The 19,356-nt window shown below is 54.2% G+C and carries 19 protein-coding genes and 1 pseudogene; all 20 read right to left on the reverse strand.

Annotation, left to right across the window (positions count from 1 at the left end; genetic code table 11):
- Positions 1 to 231: 231 nt before the first annotated feature.
- Positions 232 to 2,004 carry an antirestriction protein ArdA gene (locus tag E0E29_RS15615; RefSeq protein ID WP_242622525.1) on the reverse strand — a complete coding sequence of 591 codons (1,773 nt, stop codon included), beginning with the start codon at positions 2,002 to 2,004 and terminating at the stop codon, positions 232 to 234.
- A gap of 13 nt (positions 2,005 to 2,017) precedes the next feature.
- The gene (locus E0E29_RS15620; protein ID WP_058966972.1) at positions 2,018 to 2,233 is read right to left on the reverse strand and encodes a transposon-transfer assisting family protein; all 216 of its coding nucleotides are present in this window, start codon (positions 2,231 to 2,233) and stop codon (positions 2,018 to 2,020) included.
- Position 2,234: 1 nt separating this feature from the next.
- Entirely contained in the window at positions 2,235 to 3,428 is a 1,194-nt protein-coding gene (locus E0E29_RS15625) for a MutS N-terminal domain-containing protein (protein WP_058966971.1), read from the reverse strand.
- A gap of 12 nt (positions 3,429 to 3,440) precedes the next feature.
- Complete coding sequence (locus E0E29_RS15630; protein ID WP_058966970.1) at positions 3,441 to 5,330, reverse strand: DUF3849 domain-containing protein; 1,890 nt, start codon at positions 5,328 to 5,330, stop codon at positions 3,441 to 3,443.
- A gap of 16 nt (positions 5,331 to 5,346) precedes the next feature.
- Complete coding sequence (locus E0E29_RS15635; protein WP_058966969.1) at positions 5,347 to 6,105, reverse strand: adenine nucleotide alpha hydrolase family protein; 759 nt, start codon at positions 6,103 to 6,105, stop codon at positions 5,347 to 5,349.
- On the reverse strand, positions 6,102 to 8,171 hold the full coding sequence (locus E0E29_RS15640) for a DNA topoisomerase 3 (protein ID WP_058966968.1): 2,070 nt from the start codon (positions 8,169 to 8,171) through the stop codon (positions 6,102 to 6,104). The genes E0E29_RS15635 and E0E29_RS15640 overlap by 4 nt, the downstream gene beginning before the upstream one ends.
- Positions 8,168 to 8,947 (reverse strand): DUF4366 domain-containing protein, encoded by a 780-nt coding sequence (locus tag E0E29_RS15645; protein ID WP_058966967.1) that lies wholly within the window; start codon positions 8,945 to 8,947, stop codon positions 8,168 to 8,170. Before E0E29_RS15645 ends, E0E29_RS15640 begins: the two co-directional genes overlap by 4 nt.
- Entirely contained in the window at positions 8,940 to 9,176 is a 237-nt protein-coding gene (locus tag E0E29_RS15650) for a DUF4315 family protein (RefSeq protein WP_058966966.1), read from the reverse strand. Before E0E29_RS15650 ends, E0E29_RS15645 begins: the two co-directional genes overlap by 8 nt.
- A 16-nt stretch (positions 9,177 to 9,192) precedes the next feature.
- A complete protein-coding gene (locus E0E29_RS15655) occupies positions 9,193 to 11,397 on the reverse strand; it encodes a C40 family peptidase (RefSeq protein WP_058966965.1) in 2,205 nt (734 codons plus the stop codon).
- Positions 11,397 to 12,227: a DNA-methyltransferase gene (locus E0E29_RS15660; RefSeq protein ID WP_242622526.1), complete on the reverse strand. Its 831-nt coding sequence runs from the start codon at positions 12,225 to 12,227 to the stop codon at positions 11,397 to 11,399. Before E0E29_RS15660 ends, E0E29_RS15655 begins: the two co-directional genes overlap by 1 nt.
- A gap of 152 nt (positions 12,228 to 12,379) precedes the next feature.
- Positions 12,380 to 12,973 (reverse strand): hypothetical protein, encoded by a 594-nt coding sequence (locus tag E0E29_RS15665; RefSeq protein ID WP_058966963.1) that lies wholly within the window; start codon positions 12,971 to 12,973, stop codon positions 12,380 to 12,382.
- A 17-nt stretch (positions 12,974 to 12,990) separates the two neighbouring features.
- On the reverse strand, positions 12,991 to 15,390 hold the full coding sequence (locus E0E29_RS15670) for a VirB4-like conjugal transfer ATPase, CD1110 family (protein ID WP_058966961.1): 2,400 nt from the start codon (positions 15,388 to 15,390) through the stop codon (positions 12,991 to 12,993).
- A gap of 1 nt (position 15,391) precedes the next feature.
- Positions 15,392 to 15,772, reverse strand: a complete 381-nt coding sequence (locus E0E29_RS15675) for a PrgI family protein (RefSeq protein ID WP_005934790.1) — start codon at positions 15,770 to 15,772, stop codon at positions 15,392 to 15,394.
- The gene (locus E0E29_RS15680) at positions 15,741 to 16,229 is read right to left on the reverse strand and encodes an XF1762 family protein (protein ID WP_058966960.1); all 489 of its coding nucleotides are present in this window, start codon (positions 16,227 to 16,229) and stop codon (positions 15,741 to 15,743) included. Before E0E29_RS15680 ends, E0E29_RS15675 begins: the two co-directional genes overlap by 32 nt.
- Positions 16,217 to 16,810 (reverse strand): MT-A70 family methyltransferase, encoded by a 594-nt coding sequence (locus E0E29_RS15685; protein WP_082669689.1) that lies wholly within the window; start codon positions 16,808 to 16,810, stop codon positions 16,217 to 16,219. The genes E0E29_RS15680 and E0E29_RS15685 overlap by 13 nt, the downstream gene beginning before the upstream one ends.
- On the reverse strand, positions 16,800 to 17,669 hold the full coding sequence (locus E0E29_RS15690) for a VirB6/TrbL-like conjugal transfer protein, CD1112 family (protein ID WP_005934793.1): 870 nt from the start codon (positions 17,667 to 17,669) through the stop codon (positions 16,800 to 16,802). The genes E0E29_RS15685 and E0E29_RS15690 overlap by 11 nt, the downstream gene beginning before the upstream one ends.
- A gap of 39 nt (positions 17,670 to 17,708) precedes the next feature.
- A complete protein-coding gene (locus tag E0E29_RS15695) occupies positions 17,709 to 17,924 on the reverse strand; it encodes a Maff2 family mobile element protein (protein ID WP_058966956.1) in 216 nt (71 codons plus the stop codon).
- A 94-nt stretch (positions 17,925 to 18,018) separates the two neighbouring features.
- Positions 18,019 to 18,234: a Maff2 family mobile element protein gene (locus E0E29_RS15700; protein ID WP_005934794.1), complete on the reverse strand. Its 216-nt coding sequence runs from the start codon at positions 18,232 to 18,234 to the stop codon at positions 18,019 to 18,021.
- 134 nt (positions 18,235 to 18,368) lie between these two features.
- Positions 18,369 to 19,187 (reverse strand): annotated as a pseudogene (locus E0E29_RS15705) (VirD4-like conjugal transfer protein, CD1115 family); the annotation flags it as partial.
- A gap of 41 nt (positions 19,188 to 19,228) precedes the next feature.
- Positions 19,229 to 19,356: transposon-encoded TnpW family protein (locus E0E29_RS15710; protein WP_130850908.1), on the reverse strand; the 128-nt coding region annotated here is incomplete at its 5' end.

A 19,356-nucleotide genomic window follows, 5' to 3' on the forward strand; every position in this document is an offset into this window, starting at 1 on the left:
TCACACTGGGCGGTCATTCCTCGTCGCTCTGAGGCTTGCAATCACAGGCTTTTTCGACCCCTAACTGTCTACACCGCGATGCCTTGCGGGAGAAGTGCGGACAGGCGATGAGATCCGCACGGAAGCTCTGCTTGCAGCTATGGACGCAGCGGACGCAGAAGCGGTTATACTTCCGGCGTCCGCTATCTCCTATGAAGAACGACCACTCCTGCCTCCATTTCTGACTTCTGCTCACAACTCAATCTCTCCTTTGTGCTTTTTGGGAGGGCAGCATTCCTTCTGCTTTTCAGCCTTTGCAGACTTGAGCCTGTCCATGATGGAGGACTTCTCGCCCCTTTCGGGGACTTTGGCATCAAGGGTCTTGTCCTCCTTCGGACCGTTGTTGATGATCCCGTCAATCATGCCGTAGTCATCCTCCATCGACATCTCCGCTGCCTTGAGATAGTTTTCCTTCTCAAGAGCCGCCATCCAGCTTTCCTTGCTGATACCGAGCATTCCGCCCTTTGCCGCATGGTCGGCAATCTCCTTTGCATCCACGCACAAGCCCTCGGTGTTATCCGAATAGAGACGGTAAACCTCGCAGCCCTTCTTCATCGCCTTTTCAGCCGCGTCCTGACCGGCGGGCAGGACGCCAGCCCATGCGTAGCCGTAGTCCTTCATATCCTGAACGGAGAGCGCAGGATCGGGCATTTCCGGCACTTCCTTGACCTCAAGGTCGAGAAGGCGGAGCGTGTCATCGTCGAAGCCGTTGTAGACATCATCAAGGACGAGCTTGCCGCGCTCATCGACAATGATGCAAGCCGCCTCATCGCCGTAGGCGTCATGCTCCATCAGGTAAAAGCTGTGACCGCCGACCTCGTGCCGGTCAATGGTGTGCCACGTCCCGATGTGACCGGCAACCGTCAGACCGGAGCTATCGGCATTCATCTCAAAGTCCTTCCGCTCGGTAACTTCCTGCTTCTGCTGCTCCTTCGAGATCATGGGGATCGCAACAATCTTATCGCCCAACTTAACAAACTGCTCCGGAACTTTGAAGAGGTCGGAGAACTTCTTCATCTGCTCTACGGTCAGAGAGCCGAAGCTGTCATCCGTCAAGCCGACTACCATGAATGTTCCGGCAACAACGTCGTAGATGTCACCGTCCTCATCACGCAGAGCGCGGTTCAGGGGCAGACCTTCCAGCTTGCCTTCCTCATTACAGACTAAGGCAACCGGGTCTTCGTAGGGATAAATCGCCTCGATGCAGCCGCCGACCTCATGCTGCAAGGACTCCAGACCGGAGTCAATCTCCTTCACATAAGGCTCCTTACCCGGCTCAACGATGAGAACGGCAATGGTGCTGTCACGCTCGGCGGCTTCCCCTGAGCCGGTGATCCGGTATTCGTCGGGAATGTCATCAAGCTCCCCGTTAAACTGCCTATCCCAGCGTTCGCTTGCGACACGGACATAGCCCTCATCGGTGAATCGCCCCTGCTCATCCATCGCAATGTCGCGCCCATAGCGTTCATAGTCGATGTAATTTGCCAGAGGACCGAGATCATTTTCGGAGTAAATACCAGCTTCGTGTGCGTAATAATAGCCGAGATCGGATTCGTCGTTGATACCGGGCATGATGTCGTAGCAGTCCAGATTGAACGTCAGGTTGATGAGATCGTCGATGTCGCTGACCTCATCGCAGCCAGCCTCCATAATGGCAATGAGCTTTTCCTGATCGCTCAGGGAAAGCTCGTCAATCAAAGCGGCGAGGTAGTTGAGCTTATCAAGACTCTCGTACTCACCAAGCATCTTCTGAACGCCGTAGATCGGGCATTCGTAGTCGGTGATAAACCACTCTTCATAGGGCTGACCGAACTCGTCCTGCTTGCCGATCCCAATGCGCTCAAAGACCTTCTGCATCTCTTCCTCGGTTGTGGGCAGCTTCACCCACTCACCGACCAGCATACCCTCGTTGTACTTGCCGAGGTTTGTGACGAAGGCTTCAAAATTACCGTCTAATACGGGCATAGGCATCCTCCTTTCAGTCATCCACCATGCCGTCCGGCATGATATACAGTTCCTCAAACTCCGCGTCGGTCATGGCTTCGAGCTTCCGGACGGTCTTATACATCAGCTCTGCGATCTCGCCGTCCATGTCGTTCAGGGTGACGCTCTTCATATCGCCAATCAGCCGCTTCCGGCTGGATGTGTTGAAGCAACACATCAGGTTGATTTCTTCCACGGTAAAGTTTTTCATATCAGAGTTCCATATCCTTTCCTTTCAATTTCTGCGGCTTCGGTGTGTGAGGCGGCTGTGCCTTCTGTGCGGATTTCAGTTTGTCACGGATGGATTCACGGGCAGCGGGCTTCTTCGGGATGGTGTCGTAGATGGCTGTTCCGGCATCTTCCACATAGGAGCGGACATACTGGATGCTCTCAGAAAAGCGGATGGGGCGGTTCTTGTCCTCGATGTTGGTCAGCCGGACTTCATCAGCGGCAAAATCAACCGTGTCAATTTTGCACTTGATCCCGTCCACATTCAGCGTCGCGCCGACAGGAATGTAATCTGCGGCTTTGAGTTCCTTGAAGGTCTCGCCGTCCTTGCTGAGAAAGACATTCACGCCGGACTTCCAGAGCTTGTGAGAACCGGCTACCCATGCAGCTTCACGGAAGCCAGTTACCGGCATGGAGGGCTTGCCGCGTACCTTCTTTTCAAGGAGTTTTGTGCCGAGCAAGGGTGCAGCTTTTTCCGCGTCCTTGCCGTACAGCTCAAAATAGCCGTTCTGGGCAAAGCAAACCAGCGCGTCCGGATGCGCCTTTTTGACCGCTTCGTACTTCCGAAGTTCTGCAACGGGCAGAGGCGAAAGCGCCTCTGTCCTTTCTGCATCCGGCAGTCTGTCACGGCGGCTTTTCTGCTTGGACAGCACTTCCACCAGAGCCTCAGCATCCTTCGGGAGCGTCCGGTGGGCTTGTACACCGCCATGCTCACCGACCAAAGCCATTGCCTCATCGAAGCTGCTGCGGCAGGGGGCTTCCAGTACAAAGCCGTCTGCAAAGGTCAGCCGGTCATGATCCGGCGCAACCGAGTTCTGCGCCACATTTGCCGCCTGTTCCCGGTAGTTGATCTCAAAGACATCTCCGAACACCTTGCCGCGCTTGACGGTTTTCGGGACAATGACGCGGGCAACGCACTCGTCGTAGGTCTGTTCCGCATAGAAACGGAAGGTGTTGTGATCCCGCGTTCCCTGAATGAAGACCTGATTTTCGTTGAGGCAGTGCGTTCCGTGCGGGCGGCAGAACCACATCAGCGTCTTGTCTTCGGGATTCTGGCTTTCGGCGGCGCGGCGGATGATGCGCTTGTCGATGTCGAAGTCTTCCTTGTAGCTGTCTACATGACTGTCCACGAGCTTCTGCAGCTCCGCGATGATGTCAACGTCTGTGTATTTCTTCATGCGTCTCCTTTCTCACAACTCCATGTCGTGTGTTTTGGATTTGACCGGGGATTTCTTCTCCGGCTGCTGTTTTGCGGCAGCTTTGAGCTGATCGCGGATAGAGGGCTTTTCCTGCTTCTGCTCCTGTTTGATGTATTCCAGCGTCGGCATCAGTTCACGATAACAGCCCTGCGTTTTCCGTGCCGCATGACGGCGATGGATTTTGAACAGCGGCTCACCGTTCTGCGTGACCGTGTTGCCCTCAATTATGACGCCGTTCCGTGCCAGCAGGTTGAAGGAGTGGTTAGAGGCGCGATAGGAAGCCCGCATTCCGTCGTTGTTATAGGCAATCTGCCCCTTGAGCGTATCCATGACGGCGGCTTTGATCTCTTTCTCTTCGGCGGTCAGGCGGTGCGCCTTCGGTGCTTTCGCTGCTTCCTCCGGCAAGGGAGCAAAGGGAGACTTGACCTCCACGGTTTTTACCTCAATCGAGGTGATCTCATCGTTCTCCCATGCAACAACCTCCGGGTCACTTTCCTCTGTTTTTTCAGGCATGACTTCCTTCTGGGGTTCGGTCTGCTGACGGAACGCATCTACGAAAAGTGCGGTCAGTCCGGGATTGGGTTTATCCACAAGGAAGCGGGAGGCGTTCTCCGGGCAGACATCAACGCTCTTCGCCCACTCCTTGAGGGGCTGCGGAATGCGCCCGTCAAAGTCTTTCTGCTGAATGGTGTTTGCGAGGACATACCGGACGCGCTCCGGAGAGAACTGCTCAAGGACGCTTTTTACGGCAGCATCCGCATCCAGCCGGTTGTCTCCGTAGTTAGAACTGATTGCCGCCTCAATCGCACGGCGGCATTCCACGTTTGCAGCGAGAGAAGCACGATATGACTCCAGCTCACCGGTTTCATAGGCATAATTCGCCGTCTCGCGGTAAATGGGGACTTCCGGCTTTTCCTCCGGAACAGCTTCCTTTACGGGAGCTTCGACTTCCATCTCTGCGGACTGTGCTTTCTCTGCCAGCAGCACCTTGAGCTTGGCGTCAATGCCCTCGATCATCTCAGCCGCCGTCTTGCGGATAGTGTCCAGAGAGCTTTTCAGTTCCTTGGTTTCCTTGCCGGATGACCAACCGGCGATGTAACCGAAGGAGTAGTCCGAGGTTTCAATGCCGTACCGTTGGCAGACGGTGTAGGCAACGCTTTCCGCTTCAACCTCCTTGGTGTGCCGATCCTTCTTATCTTCTGGCGTGGCTTTCTCATCCGGCTTGACGGCGTGGAGCTTGGCATGAGCGATCTCGTGAATGGCGGTTTTGACCGTCTGGATTTCGCTCATGCCCTCCTGAATGGCAATGCGGCTTTCAACCGGCGAGAAGAATCCCTTTGCACCGCCCGGAATGTCCTCAAAGAAAATAGGGACGGGAGACTCCTGCTTGAGCGCATCGAAGAACGCCTCATAGTTTTCAACCGTGCCTTTCAGCTCATCGACGATAATGTCCGGAAGCTCCTTGCCGTCCGTCTGGGAAACATCAAAGACGCTCACCACCTTGAAGGCAGGACGCAGAACCTCAACTGTTTCTGTGACAGCCTTCCCATCTGCGCCGATCACGGGCTTCTGCGTCAAAGGATCAATCTTCTCACGCTCTTCCTGCGCCTTGTACGGCGCGGGTGCAAGAATCTTGATGCCCTTTTCGCCCTTCATGACCTGACGGTCAAAGTTGCGCTGCCACGAGGTATAACCGGCAACATAGGTTGCCTCCGGCTTCTGCATCGCAATAAGCAGCGTGTTGTTGAAGGAATAGTTGTAGAACTTGGACATCGTGCGGAGATATTCCTTGAACCGCTCGGATTCAAACAGCTCCTTGATGCCCTGTTCCAGCTTGTCCGTGATTTCGCGGACTTGCTGTGCATTTTTGTTTTCAGCCATCTCAAACCTCCATTTCTTATTTGCTTTTGGGCGAAGAAAACCCCATCTGGGATTTGCTCAATAAACGAGCCTTTACCGCAGACGGGGTTTCTCTGCGTGTCATCCGACGATGGAAGATGTTATCCTCGTTCTCCCATTCAATCAGCCGGTCAAACATATCCGGGTGCTTTGTGACCATGTGCAGCAGCTCCGAGTCACTGGCGTTGGGGCAAAACCAGCAACCGTTTCTCCGGCAGTGAGTGTAGATTGGGGAAAGCAGCCCATGTTCCTGACAGAGCTTGTAGGCGTCCGCCTCTGTCATGCCGTACTTGGCAAGCAGACTGACCTTCTTCACACCGTCCAGACGTGCAAGGCGTTTGGGTTCATCCTTTGCGATGCCGACATAGCTCACGGTGTTCGGAGAAAGCGCGGCATTGTACTTGCGGACTGGCGGGATTTTGCAGTCACGATTGACTGCACACATACCAGCCCATGCAAAGCCGCGAACCTCGCCCTTGTGCGGTCCGCGGGTGATGACGTGATGAAATACGTCATCGTAGGTCTTGTCCGCGTGGAGAATGGTGAACTTGATGCCCAGCTCCTTTTCGCAGAAGGGCTTGAGCCGGTCATAAATGAAGTCCCGGTGTTCCGGGACTTCGCCGCTTGTGTCTTTGTCGAACATGACCTCACTGAAAACCGCCTCGTCCAGCGGCTCATTGTGCTGTGCAGCCAGCAGGAGCGTCGCCACGCTGTCTTTGCCTCCGCTGCAAGAGGCAACATAATTCGGACGGTTCATCGGTCAAACTCCATCTTGAAGCTGACGTATTTGCCGCCGCTGTCATCCAGACGGATCACCGCATCGTAGAGCTGAGGCTTCTTCGGCGTGTAAAGCCCAGTCACGCGGCACCAGCCCTTGTCCAGCAGCTCCTTTGCAATCTTCTTGGTCAGCTTCTTTTTCTTGCTGGAAAAGAACTTGTTGTCTTCCCACAGGCAGAAGGAGCATTCCTTGTTCGAGCAGTAGAAATTGCCCTTGCCGACATAGACCGGAGATCCACAACGAGGACATTTGCCGATTTCCTCCTTACCCGTGCCGAAACGTTGGGCTTCGGCATCGGAGAGAAACGGGTAGGCTTTCACGAGATCCCCGGTCATCCGGACAATGCCGCTGAGGAAGGCGTCCGCATCCGCATTGCCGCGTTCAATCTCCATGAGCGTGTTTTCCCATTCCGCCGTCATTTTGGGAGAAGTGATCTGTTCCGGCAGGACGCAGACGAGGTTGCAGCCGTCCTTTGTGGGAATGAGGGATTTGCCCTTGCGTTCAGCAAAGCCGGACTTTACCAGCTTTTCAATGATACCGGCGCGTGTCGCGGGTGTTCCAAGACCTTTCTTCTCGGTGTTATCGTCAAACTGATCGTTTCCGGCAGTCTCCATCGCAGACAGGAGCGTGTCTTCCGTGTACTGCTTCGGAGGCGTTGTAAAGTGTTCGGTGACACTGGCGGACACACCATCCAGCATATCGCCTTCATGAACTTCGGGCAGGGACTTTACGGGATCGTCCTTTTCCTTCGTCTTGAGAGATGCCTTGAACAGCTCTTCAACGGCTTTCCATCCGTTTTGAACGACGGTCTTGCCCTTGGCTTTGAACGCATAGCCCTCGCAGGAGAGCGAGATCTGCGTTTCTGCGTAGGTGTGCTTCTCGCCGGTCGCACACAGAAGGCGCATCCCGACAAGATTGAGGATTTTCTGCTCCGACTGAGGAAGCGCCGAAACATCCTGCTTTTCAAGCTGGATGGTCGGAAGAATAGCGTGGTGATCCGTGACCTTGCTGTTGTCGGTCACGCGGGAAATGTCCGGAGTGACCGAAACGCCGGAGAAAAGCGGAAGCTGGCGGCAGACAATGGAAATGACCTGACGGGCGGTGTCCTCCATATCGTCCGTAATAAACTGGCTGTCCGTGCGCGGATAGGTCAGGAGCTTTTTTTCGTAGAGCGTCTGAACGAGATCGAGCGTCTGCTGGGCGGTAAAGCCGTAGTAGCGGTTAGCTTCGCGCTGCAAGGTGGTCAGATCATAGAGCTTCGGAGGATTGACGGTTTTCGTCTCCCGCTTGAGAGAAGAAACGACGGCTTGCTTTTTCTCGCAAGCCGCCGCAATCTTTTTTGCTTCCTCTTCGGTTTTGACCTTTTCCAGATCAGCGATCAGATCGCCCTTGCCGACGTGGACGTTGAAATACTTCTCCTTATGGAATGTGGAGATTTTCCCGTCACGTTCCACCAGCATTGCAAGAGTAGGCGTCTGGACGCGCCCGACCACCAGCTTCTTGTGATAGAGCGTGGTGAAAAGGCGGGTGCCGTTGATGCCGACAATCCAGTCCGCCTTCGAGCGGCTGAGTGCCGCTTCATAGAGACGGTCATAGTCCTTGCCGTCCCGGAGATGATTGAAGCCTTCGCGGATGGCGGAGTCCTCCAACGAGCTGATCCACAGACGCTTGAAGGGCTTGGTGCATCCGGCTTTGTCGTAGACCAGCCGGAAGATCAGCTCACCCTCGCGTCCTGCATCGGTTGCGCAGACCAGCTCGGTGACGCGCTTGTCCTTCATGAGAGCGGACAGCACCTTGAACTGCTGTGCTTTGTCCTTCGTGACCTCAAACATCCAGCTTTCCGGAACAATGGGCAGATCGTCATACCGCCACTTAGCATACCGCTCATCGTAGGAGCTGGCGTCTGCCAGCTCCACCAGATGACCGAAGCACCACGAAACGATGTAATTGCCGCCCTCCATGTAGCCGTCCTTGCGGGATGTCGCGCCCAGCACCTTTGCGATGGACTGGGCGACGCTGGGCTTTTCAGCAATGACTAAGATCAATCTTCATCACCTTCCGTTTCGGCATCCTCCGCGATCTGCGGCTCTTCATCCTCGTTGATGTACGGCTCTTCCTCGTAGCCTTCATCGTCGAAGAAGTCCATATCCTCATCCTTGGGCTTTCTGCCCTTGACAAACTTGATGTAGTAATAGGCTGCACCCGCAGCACCGGCAAGAACGAAGATGACGAGGATCATGCCGATGTTGGATTTCTTTTCGGGGTTAGGGGCGGGAGCATCGGTTTCCGCATCCTTGTCCGGCTCAGGCGTCACGGGGGCTGTGCCGGTGCATTCGCTCATGTTGGTCTTGCAGACCGGGCAGTCGGTGTTGACCTGACCGGCAGCGCATTTTTCCTTGCAGTTACAGGTGGTCAGAGCAGCCGCAGTGTCATCATCCAGCAGCGCAAGCAGATCGCTTTCATCGACCATGTTGAGGAAGTATGTCTGATACTGTTCCTCGTCCTCATTGATGGGTGCATCGTAGTCGATGACAATGAAGAAGGTGTTGCCGCTTTTCGTCTGGACAGTGATGAACTGTTTGTTGGTTGCCTTATCATAGAGCAAGTCGCGGGTGTAGGCGTTGCCCTCATCGTCAATCGGCTCACCCTTCGGCTTTTCAGGGGCGGGAGTGACTGCGGGCGGCTGTTCCGGCTGGGTTGCCTCCGTAACGGGAAGGTTCTGCTCGGTGTCATCGGCGTAGGCAAACGCCGTCACCGAGAAGCAGGACAGAACCATGACGCAGACCGCAAGGACGGTCAGAAAACGAAACTTCTTACGCATTGTCGATTACCTCCGTATTTTCAGCGGGCTTGGTGCCGCCCTTCATGGAAGACAGGAACGCCATGATCTGATCCTTGCCCATCACCATAGAGCGCACGGTATTGATGATTTCAAGGTTTTCCAGCTCTGTCTTCTTGTCGTACAGCTCTTTAAGCTGACCCTCGATTTCGGACTTCTTCTTTTCAGCCTTCTCAATGTCGGAGAGGACTTTCTGATACTTGGGATTCATGCAAAACTCCTTTCTTTTAATAGGCGGGTCTTCCGAAGGCGTAGAAATGCTGCTGCCAATAGGAAGAGTTGATAGATGTGTACTGAATGGGATCGCCGCAGTGGATCATGACCCCATCACCAACGTAGATGCCGACGTGAGACACGCCGGGGGTGTCATACGTCCCGACGAAAAAGATAAGATCACCGGGCTGTGCATTCGCCTTTGAAACCGGCGTACAGACGTTGTAAAGCCCCTGTGCGCCCAATCGTCCGGTATTTACAAGTCCGCTGTTCGTGAGAACGTAGCTGACGAAGCCGGAGCAGTCAAAGGACGTGTCGGGATTGGAGCCTCCCCAAACATACGGATAACCGAGATACTTTTCCGCCTCGGTGATCAGTGTCGCAAACTTCTCGTCGTTCAGGTATTCCGGGTTGACATCGTAGTCGGCGGGAGGATTTGTGATGTACTTGTCCACATAGGGGGAGTTACCGAACAGATCCTCGCGGTTGCCCAGCACCGACATATACGTCGCGTACATGGAAAGCTGTTCCTGAGACATGATGTAGACCGGGACATGGGAGAGATTGAAGTTTTCGAGCTTCACGTTGCAGATGTAGTAGTCATACGGGACGCGATAGGTTTCCGTGTGCGTGTTGCCGTCTGCGTCCGTCCATGTGTCGGTTTCCGTGCGGTATCTGGTTTCGACGATAACCTCTTCGGTGAGGATGTACTGCTTTTCAAACAGCATTTGGAGCGTACCCTGCACCTCATCCAGCGTGAACTCGCCCTCATGGAGAGCCGAGAGAATGGAGATCAGCACATAGGGGTCATGCTCAATATCGTCCAGATCGAAGTGGTATTCATCATAGTTGTGAGTGCTTTCGTAGGTGTCGAGATAGTGTTGCAGCTCTTGCTCCATCCGGCAATACTGCGCCTCCGCGCCCAGCATCGCGTCATCTTCGCTGAGATAAGAGGAAGCGATAACCGACGAGCCGGTAGAGGTGAGCATCGAACACGAGCTGATTCCAGCACCGAGCAAAACGAGAAGGGCAATTCCGACGCCGATCCAGATGAAGACCTTCTTGTTCTTCTCAAAGAACTCCTTGATCTTGTCAGACGCCTTCTCACTGAGCTTCTTGCCGGTGCTTTTTGTGGCAGTCCCGACGGTCTGAGACCCGGCATTTCGAGCGGCGGCATATTCCTTCTTGATGTTCTGCTTCTGGTAGTGCTTGTTCATGTTCTGCTTCTTCATCTCAGGATGCTCCTGCTGATTTCTCTCATATTGGAGCTTGGCGTCAGCTACATCCGCCTTGTGTTCCAGCTTGGAAACCTTCTCATAAGGCTTGTTGACGCTGCTTTCCCGATGATGACGGAAATGCCTCGCAGCGGTCTCAGCGGCAATCTCTGTTTTATGCGCCGCCTCAACCGCCGAGTTTTCCTGCTCGACCTCATGGATTTTGCCGTGAATGCCGGAAGCAAGGGTGTCACCGACCTTGCGGACGGTTTTATCTGCCTCAAATTGCAGCTTGCCTTTGCTCTTGGGCTTTTTCAGCTCATCCTCAAAATGAAGGCGGGTTTTGCCCTTTCCGGTCTCTTCATCAAAGACACGCTCTTTCTTGAGAACCTTGTGCGTGGGCAGCTTTTCACGGGCAGCATCCAGACGCTCATGTGCCTTCTCAGACTTCCTTTCGAGCTTCTGCATCCGCTTCGTGGGCGGGACGGCATCGTCCGAGAGCGGCTTTGCAGAGGCAGTCTCCGCCGCTTGAGTGAGAACGGCATCTGCATCAACGGCTTCAACCGCAGAGGTCTTGCGCAGCTTGTGGGTGACAACCGTTTCGGCAATCACCGTGCCGGTATGCGAAGAAACGCCGTGCTGCTCCAAAACAGGGGGATTGAACGGCGTTTCCGAGGGCAGCGGTTCAGGTGCATTCTGGGGTGGATTTTCTGCCCTTTTCTCTTCTGTGACGGACGTTTCCGAGGGCGGCTGTGTGTCGTTATCCTCGGCGTGTTCCGCCTGAAACTGACGATGCTGACGGCGCATCTGCACCTTTTTCTGTTCCTCCGCAGAAAGAGCTTCGGAAGGCGCGACTGTCTCAGCGGACTTCACCAACTCTGCTTCTTCCAGCCGCTTTGACACACGCTGCTCGTTGCCAGCCGTCAGGTTTTTCTCGACCGCGCCGTCTCGCGTCATCCGCAGAACTACCTTGTCGCGGGCTTTGAGTTCCGGTTCCTTGGGCATCAGATTTCACCTCCGATCCGCTTGTAGGCAAGCTCGGTGTATTCTGGGTTCAGCTCTACGCCTACAAAATGCCGCCCCATCTGCGCGGCAACCATGCCGGTTGTGCCGCTTCCCATAAAGGGGTCAAGCACAATGCCGCCTTCTGGACAACCGGCGAGAAGACAGGTTTCAACCAGCTTCGGAGGGTAGGCGGCATAGTGACCGCCCTTGAAGGGGACGGTGTTGATCTTCCAGACATCGCGCTTGTTGCGGAGCGGATTGATGTCTGCTTCCTTGATCTCGCCATGCTCACGCGGGCGGTTGATGGATTGCGGCTGAGGCTGACCGGGAACGGGCTTTCCGTATTTGTTGCCGCCCTTCATGCCGCGCTTGAGGCGTTTTGCCGTTGCAGGGGCAATCGGCTCGGAGATCGCCTTGTAGTCGAAGAAATACTTCTTGGACTTGGAAAACAGAAAGATATGCTCATAGCAACGGGCGCAGCGGTCTTTGACGCTTTCCGGCATGGGGTTATCCTTCATCCAGATGATGTCGTTGCGCAGATACCAGCCGGTATCACGGAGGGCAAAAGCCAGCATCCACGGAATACCGATCATGTCCTTCGGCTTGCAGCCCTCAACCTTGTTGTTGAGAGCCACAGCCTGACCGTTTCTGCCGTAGGGGTTCTTCGGGTCAATGAAATCTCCCTGATTGCCCTTTCCAGCGTAGGTGTCCGAGATGTTCAGCCAGAGCGTTCCATCCGGACGCAAAACGCGCCTGACTTCGGTAAACACTTCCGTCAGGCGCGAGATATATTCCTTCGGCGTTGTCTCTCTGCCGATCTGAGCCTTCATGCCGTAATCGCGGAGCGCGTAATACGGAGGGGACGTCACACAGCAATGAACGCTATCATCGGGCAGGGCTTTCAGGATTTCAAGGCAATCGCCGGTATGAATGATGTCAAGCTCTATAAAAACCAGCTCCTTTCTTCGGATTTGAGCGCATATCAGTCGGAGTAATACTCGTCCGGCTCGTAGTCCTCGTCTTCCATGAAGTCCTCGTCGAGATCGTCAATCTCGTCTGCCCAACGGTCGAAGATTTCCTCGGCTTCCTTCGCCGCCTCACGATAGAGGCTCAGGCGGTTCTTCTCAAAGGCGGCAAAGGCGGGGACGAACTTGCTGAACTCGCGGATTGCCTTCACATCCTGCGTGCGCATATCTGCGACGCACTGAATGATTTCGGACATCGTGAGCAGATCGTCGATCATCAGCTCATACTTGTCCTTGGGGATAGATACGGCTTCATCATCCGCCGCGTCAGCGAAAGGGGTATTCTCGTCGCTGTTGCAGCACTTGGGAACATCAATCTTGAAGTAGAAACCGATCATATCCACAGATACCTTGGTCATAATCTGACGCGCCTCCTTGACCTTTTCGTCGATGTCCTCCCTCACATGGAGGTAGGCGCGATGATGCTTCTTGAGATCGCTTTCCAGTCGGATCAGATCGGTCAGCTCCCACAGAGCCTTAAACAGCGCGGAGGTGTTCTCTCCGTATTCGATAGCGTCCGCATAGGGAATGGTAATCATCTTGTTGTTCATATTCAAAAATCCTCCTATCAGTTCTGTACGGTTTCTTCGGGTTTGGTGGTCATGATGCGGTAGAGCTGGGTGTCCTTCGGGAAATCGTCCTTGAAGGGAACGATGGTCGAGCCATAGAAGATCAGCCCCTCACCGGCGTTGGAATTGGTGATGTAGTTCTGCTGGCTGGGCGAGATGTTCAGCGCCTTCGAGAGAATCTGCCGGTCGCCGGATGCCTGATTCAGAAGGTAGACAAAATCTGAGTTTTCAAAGATGTTCTCTACCTCGCGGGACGCAAGCAGATCCTTGACGTTCTGCGTGATGCCGGTCGGGATGCCGCCCCACTTTCTGAAACGCTTCCAGATTTCCACGCTGTATGCGGCGGTCTGTTCCTCTTTCAGCAAAAGGTGGAACTCGTCCATGTAGTAGCGCGTTGCCTTGTGCTGGGCGCGGTTGAGGGTAACTCTGTTCCACACCTGATCCTGCACAATCAGCATACCGAGCTTTTTGAGCTGCTTGCCGAGTTCGCGGATGTCATAGCAGACAAAGCGGTTGTTGACATCCACATTCGTTCTGTGATTGAAGACGTTCAGAGAGCCGTGAACATAGATTTCAAGGGCAGTTGCAATGCGCTGTGCCTCCGGCTCCTTCTGATTTCTCAGAATGTTGTAGAGGTCTTCGAGGATTGGCATTTTCTCCGGTTTGGGGTCTGCAAGAAACTCCTGATAGACCATGCGAACACTGCGGTCAATGATGGTCTTCTCAACCGGCTGCAAGCCGTCCTTGCCGCCGACAATCAGCTCACACATGGAGAGGATGAAGTCGGATTTCAACGTCAGCGGGTTTTCCTCTTCGGAGTAGTTCGTGTTGATGTCCAGCGGATTGATGTAATCCGTGCTGACCGGCGAGATGCGGATGACCTGACCGCCGAGCTTCTGCACGAGGGGGAAATACTCGGCTTCGGGGTCGCAGACGATGATGTCATCCTCCGTGATGAGGAAGGCGTTCGTCATTTCGCGCTTGGCAGAGAAGGACTTACCGGAACCGGGTGTACCCAAGATCAGCCCGTTGGGGTTTTTGAGCTGCTTGCGGTCAACCATGATCATGTTGTTGGACAGCGCGTTCAGCCCGTAGTAGAGAGCTTCGCCGCCCTGAAAAAGCTCCTGCGTGGTGAACGGCACGAAAACCGCCGTGCTGGAAGTGGTCAGCCCGCGTTCGATCTCCACCTGATTGACGCCGATAGGCAGAGAGGACATCAGCCCTTCCTCCTGCTGAAAGTCAAGACGCTTGAGCGCACAGTTATACTTTTGGGCAATGGCGGCGGTCTGGAACACCGCATTTTCGAGCTTCTGGCGATTGGTTGCCGTATTCATGATGAGGATGGTCACGAGGAACAGTCTCTCGTTGCGGGTCTGGAGATCCTGCAACAGACGCTTTGCCTCGCCGCCGAAGGTAGCGAGATCGGACGGGATGATGTCCATGTCGTAGCCGGAGCGGACTGCTTTTTTCTGTTCCTCGATCTTCATTTTGTCGAGGTCGGTGATCTTCGACTTGATACTCTTGATTGCCTTTGCCTGGTCAATCGTCCGGATATGAAAATTGACCGTGATGTTGCTGTCCATCTCAAGGAAGTCGGCAAGCATACGGTCATTGAGTTCCGGCGCGAGGATTTGCAGGAAACTCGCCGCGCCGATGGTTTTGCCCATCTTGAAGCACTTGCCTTCACGGAAGTCAAAGGAAGTGGGCGCGATGAAGTCCTTTGTGCTGAGTCCCGTCCGGGCAACCATATCGAAGGAAAAGCGGAACGGCTCATTGGTGTCCATGTTAAACACATCATGAAGCACTTTCAGCCGTTCATAACCAGACAGCGGCTCGGTTCTCACACCGAGGGTTTTGAAGTTGTTGAGAATGTCGGTTTCAATGCGTTCGAGCTTCGGCTTTGCCGTGCGGAGGGAGTCTGCCTCAATGCCGAAGGTGATGTACTTCCTCTTGACCAGTCCGTTGTTGCCCTTGGTGAGCTGGTTTTGCAGCATACCGGAATACTCGGAGCGGATGTCGTTGAAGGCGTCCTCCTGTGCCGGAATGTTGATGCGCTTGCGGAACTCATTGAGGCTTGCCTTCTGATTGATGAAGGAGAGCTGGACGAAGATCGAGCTGTCGAAGTAGTTCAGAAAGTCGCACCATGCTTCAAAGATGGCAGTTTTGTCCTCGTTCTGCGCAAGCTGGTAGTTGATGTCCTCAAAGGCGATGGATTTCGTGTAGAGGCGGCTATTTACCTTGCAGATACCGTCGCGGCACATTTCCACATAGGGAATGGTCTGCTGGGCGGACTTGCGGACTTTCTTTGCCTTCCTGTCCTTTTTCTTCTGCGTGACGATCCGCTTTTTTTCCTGAGCGGAAAGGGCGTTGCCGTAAACGACGCCGTTTTTGACCGTCATCTTAGGCTTTGCCTTTACTGTGCTGTTGTTCAAGCTGCAATTCCTCCTGTTCTTTGATTTTCTGCTGAATCTCAGCGTAGAGATTGTTTGTGCGATAGGGGCGCACCTTGTCCCGGATAAACATGGACTGTACGATGTGGTACAGATACTTTTCGGCGGGCTGACCGTCCTTCTCGTAAAGCGCGAAGAAGATGAACGGGAGCATGATCACCACCATCAGCATTGCCGCCGTAGACAAGTCGAGATGCGCCTTCGCCAGAAAGAAGATCGGGACGCCGACCGCCGCAGCGATGGAAAAACAAATGAGCTGCCGCTTGGTCAGGTTGAACATGACCTTCGTTTTGACGCGGTTAAGGTCCTTCGGGACCGGAACAAATGCCATTGACTGTTTCCTCCTTTCTAAGCTGCTTTTCATAGCGCAGCTTCATTTGTGCGGGATATTGATCCTCCTTCGGTTGACGCTTGCCCGTCCAGCGAAGCCCACCCGCTTTGCCTTGACAAATCCAGCCGGAAGCCCGAAGGCTTGCACCGTTTTCGCTTTCCAGCGTGTAGGTGATGATGTGCTTATAGCCCATAGCCGCAGCAGCTCTTGCCGCCGCACCGTAGAGAAAGCTGCAAGCGTTCTTCGCCCCGTTGGTGCATAGCCTTGTAACCTCCAATGTGAAGCCGTCATCCAGATACCGGCTGACGGGACGCCCGGCGATGATTACACCGACCAGTTCACCGTCTGCTTCACAGCCGATGGAAAACTTGTGACCGGCAACCGGCTTGTGATGTCGGTGATACTTCCGGACATACTCGTTGGCGTCACGAAGAGAGATGGGTTTTAGCCGCAGCATGGTGCTTCCTCCATAGGAAGATGAGCCGTGCATTCGACCTCGTTGCCCCAAACGTCCCAGCCTTCGGGAGACTGACGGGCAAAAAGCTCTACGCGGGGAAGGTCTCCCATGAGCCGAACAATGCGCTTCCGCGCCTCATCCGGCTTTTTGGAATGCTCTTCGATGTGGCTGAGGATGACCTGACGCACACCGGCGTCAACTCGCTTCGGATGTCCCTTTGTGGCGAGGATGCAGATTTCGGCGTTCGCCCTTGTCCAGTACCCCATGCCGGTGAAGAGATCGTCGTTCCTGCGGTTTTGCTTCACCCATACAAAAGCTACGGTCTTATAGGAAAATCCCCATGCCGTCAGCACTTCGAGTGCTTCACAGAGGCACGGGAACGTGATCCAGAGGAACAGAGCGCAGTCCTTGGCGGCAAGCTCACCAACCGGAAGCGCCTTGATGTCCTCAATGCACATTGTCGGGTAGTGGCTTTCTGCCGACCGTCCCTGCCCCTTCTTGGAGTAAGTCCGATACGCCCAAGGGGGATCGGCGTAGATGATGCTGTACTTCTTCATGCTGCCGACCTCCTTAGTGCGCATGGAAGATGGATTTTGCGAGGCTTCCGGTCTTGAACAGCGAGAAGCACAGAATGACCGTGTACGCTGCCACAGAGAACAGAGCCGAATGAATGTTGTCTGCGATGATCATGCCGTTGATCAGCACTGCATAGATGCCGACGCAGACCATGATGAGAAAGCCCTGAAATGCCAGAGCGAACAAGCCTTTCAGATAGTTCGTGCCGATGCTGCCCCATTCGCGGTTGCTCATGGTTGCGATGGGAATAGGCGCAATGCTCACGGTGCAGTAAATCTCAATCATGCGCCCGTAGAGAATAACCGTAATGAGGATCGCCATGATTTTGAGGCACAGGCTGATCAGGAGCGTTTCTATCGACAGTCCGAGCAGTTCTCCGACGCCCATGTTCTCCATGCCGGTACGCATCTGCGCAATCGTCGCGTCAATGTCAATGCTCGTGTTGCCGTGGATTACTCCTGCTGCACCGGAAACTACGTTCTGCCCGATGTCGAATACTGCCATCACGATGTCAAACGTGTGTGTTACGAGATAGATCGCCACAGCCGCCTTGAAAAACCACTTGAAGAACATCCATGTGTCCATGTCGTGAAGGTTGTTTTTCTCGGTGATCATAGAAATCAGCTCGTAGCACAAAACGAAGGTGATGATGATACCAGCGATGGGGACTATCACGTTTTCAGATAGTCCCCGGATCATCTGGTACACGCCGCCGTTCCAGCCGGACGGTGTTTGCCCAACTTCGGCGGCAATCGTTCCTACCTTCTCGTTGACATCGGTGAACATATTGGTCAGGTTGCTCTCGATCCATCCGATCAGCATATCCTTGAGAGCTTGTTCGATCTTTTCTAAAATGCTGCCCAATATTTCACCACCCTTCGGTTAAGCTGGGCTTGCCGTGGATTAGCCGAACAAACCGGAGAGCAGGGGGATGAGGGTCGTGCCGATCAGCACCACACCGCCGCCAGCCATGAGCTGCTTGATACCCTGAGATTTAGCCGCAGGATTATCGTTGCCGTAGCCTTCCATGAGGTTGACAACTCCCCACACCGCAAGACCCGCACCGAGGGCGATAACAAGCGTCTGGAGAACCGTAACTGCCTGATTGATAAATGCCATACTTGAATTTCCTCCTTAAATCGTTGGTGAATTGTGAAGGGCGAGTGCCTTTTCCGGCACCCGCCCCGATGGTTACTTCTGCGCGGCTGCCGGATTAACCGAACAGACCGGAGAGCAGAGGAATGAGGGTCGTACCGATCAGCACCACACCACCGCCAGCCATGAGCTGCTTGATGCCCTGAGACTTGGCGCCGGGGTTGTCGTTGCCGTAGCCTTCCATGAGGTTGACAACACCCCACACTGCGAGACCTGCGCCGAGGGCGATAACGAGCGTCTGAAGAACCGTGACAGCCTGATTGATAAAAGCCATAGATTTTCCTCCTTGAATCGATGAAAGTTGAGTGTGTTTTTTTGAAAATGGGCATAAAAAAAGATGCCCCGTCGCTGTTCTGCTTTGGGATGAGCCATCAGGCTTTACCCACTGCGCAGTGCAGCGACGGGGCTTTAATCTGCATCGACCTCGCCCATATCATAGAGGTCGAATGTGTCATCGGGCTTGACTACCAGCTTGTGCTGCCGGTACTTCTCGATGTCAAAGGCGTTCCGCTTGTTATAGTCGGAGAGCTGCCGGTACTTTGGATGCTTCGTAATGTCGTATTTGTTACTGAGAAAAGGTCTCACGCCTCGAAGCTGCAAAATACACTTTGCTCCGTCCATGACGGCGATCTCATCCTGAGACATCAGTTCCTTGCCGGTTTTCTGATAATTCAAGCCATAGGAGTTGTTGTTGGAACGGGTTTCTGAGGTGTTGTAAAGGTCGATTGTCTCCTTACCCAGCACCTCGCTGATTTCCTTGAGGGTCGATTTCTCCTTGCCGCCAAGAAAAAGTGTGCAGTCACAGTTGCCCGTGATGGTGTCAGCCGCATCCTTGTAGATGGTCTTGAGCTGAGACTGGGACTGCAAGATGATTGACGCCGAGATTTCCCGGCTTCGGATGGTGGCGATGAGCTTATCAAACTTCGGGATTTGACCGATGTTCGCAAACTCATCCAGCAGACAGCGCACATGGACGGGAAGCCGTCCGTTGTAAACGTCATCTGCCTTGTCGCAGAGAAGGTTGAAGAGCTGGGAATACATGATTGCCACGACGAAATTGAAGGTGTCATCGGTATCGGAAATGATGACGAACAGCGCCGTCTTCCGGTCTCCGATGGTGTCCAGCTCCATCTCATCGTAACTCATCAGCTCCCGCAGCTCTGCGATGTCGAAGGGCGCAAGCCTTGCACCGCAGGAAATCAAAATCGACTTCGCGGTTTTGCCAGAGACGAAAAGTCAAGGACTTTTTCATCAAATTCAAAAAGAAGTCACATTTTGCGGACTTCCTCACGGAGCAGACGCTTGATTTTGTCCTCCATCGTTTCTTTTGCGGTCTGGCTGAAATGCACACGGACGATATAGGTGGTCTTGCCGATCTGCTTTCTGACAGTCGGGC

Source organism: Intestinimonas timonensis, from assembly GCF_900626145.1.
Lineage (GTDB): Bacteria > Bacillota > Clostridia > Oscillospirales > Oscillospiraceae > Intestinimonas > Intestinimonas aquisgranensis.

Excerpts from the sequence above, each read along its gene's own strand:
- E0E29_RS15695 (WP_058966956.1), bottom strand. The coding sequence starts at position 17,924 with ATGGCATTTATCAATCAGGCAGTTACGGTTCTCCAGACGCTTGTTATC.
- E0E29_RS15675 (WP_005934790.1), bottom strand. The coding sequence starts at position 15,772 with ATGGCATTTGTTCCGGTCCCGAAGGACCTTAACCGCGTCAAAACGAAG.
- E0E29_RS15615 (WP_242622525.1), bottom strand. The coding sequence starts at position 2,004 with ATGCCCGTATTAGACGGTAATTTTGAAGCCTTCGTCACAAACCTCGGC.
- E0E29_RS15625 (WP_058966971.1), bottom strand. The coding sequence starts at position 3,428 with ATGAAGAAATACACAGACGTTGACATCATCGCGGAGCTGCAGAAGCTC.
- E0E29_RS15655 (WP_058966965.1), bottom strand. The coding sequence starts at position 11,397 with ATGCCCAAGGAACCGGAACTCAAAGCCCGCGACAAGGTAGTTCTGCGG.
- E0E29_RS15650 (WP_058966966.1), bottom strand. The coding sequence starts at position 9,176 with ATGAATCCCAAGTATCAGAAAGTCCTCTCCGACATTGAGAAGGCTGAA.
- E0E29_RS15620 (WP_058966972.1), bottom strand. The coding sequence starts at position 2,233 with ATGAAAAACTTTACCGTGGAAGAAATCAACCTGATGTGTTGCTTCAAC.
- E0E29_RS15660 (WP_242622526.1), bottom strand. The coding sequence starts at position 12,227 with ATGAAGGCTCAGATCGGCAGAGAGACAACGCCGAAGGAATATATCTCG.
- E0E29_RS15680 (WP_058966960.1), bottom strand. The coding sequence starts at position 16,229 with ATGCTGCGGCTAAAACCCATCTCTCTTCGTGACGCCAACGAGTATGTC.
- E0E29_RS15685 (WP_082669689.1), bottom strand. The coding sequence starts at position 16,810 with ATGCGCACTAAGGAGGTCGGCAGCATGAAGAAGTACAGCATCATCTAC.
- E0E29_RS15670 (WP_058966961.1), bottom strand. The coding sequence starts at position 15,390 with ATGACGGTCAAAAACGGCGTCGTTTACGGCAACGCCCTTTCCGCTCAG.
- E0E29_RS15645 (WP_058966967.1), bottom strand. The coding sequence starts at position 8,947 with ATGCGTAAGAAGTTTCGTTTTCTGACCGTCCTTGCGGTCTGCGTCATG.
- E0E29_RS15665 (WP_058966963.1), bottom strand. The coding sequence starts at position 12,973 with ATGAACAACAAGATGATTACCATTCCCTATGCGGACGCTATCGAATAC.
- E0E29_RS15700 (WP_005934794.1), bottom strand. The coding sequence starts at position 18,234 with ATGGCTTTTATCAATCAGGCTGTCACGGTTCTTCAGACGCTCGTTATC.
- E0E29_RS15630 (WP_058966970.1), bottom strand. The coding sequence starts at position 5,330 with ATGGCTGAAAACAAAAATGCACAGCAAGTCCGCGAAATCACGGACAAG.
- E0E29_RS15635 (WP_058966969.1), bottom strand. The coding sequence starts at position 6,105 with ATGAACCGTCCGAATTATGTTGCCTCTTGCAGCGGAGGCAAAGACAGC.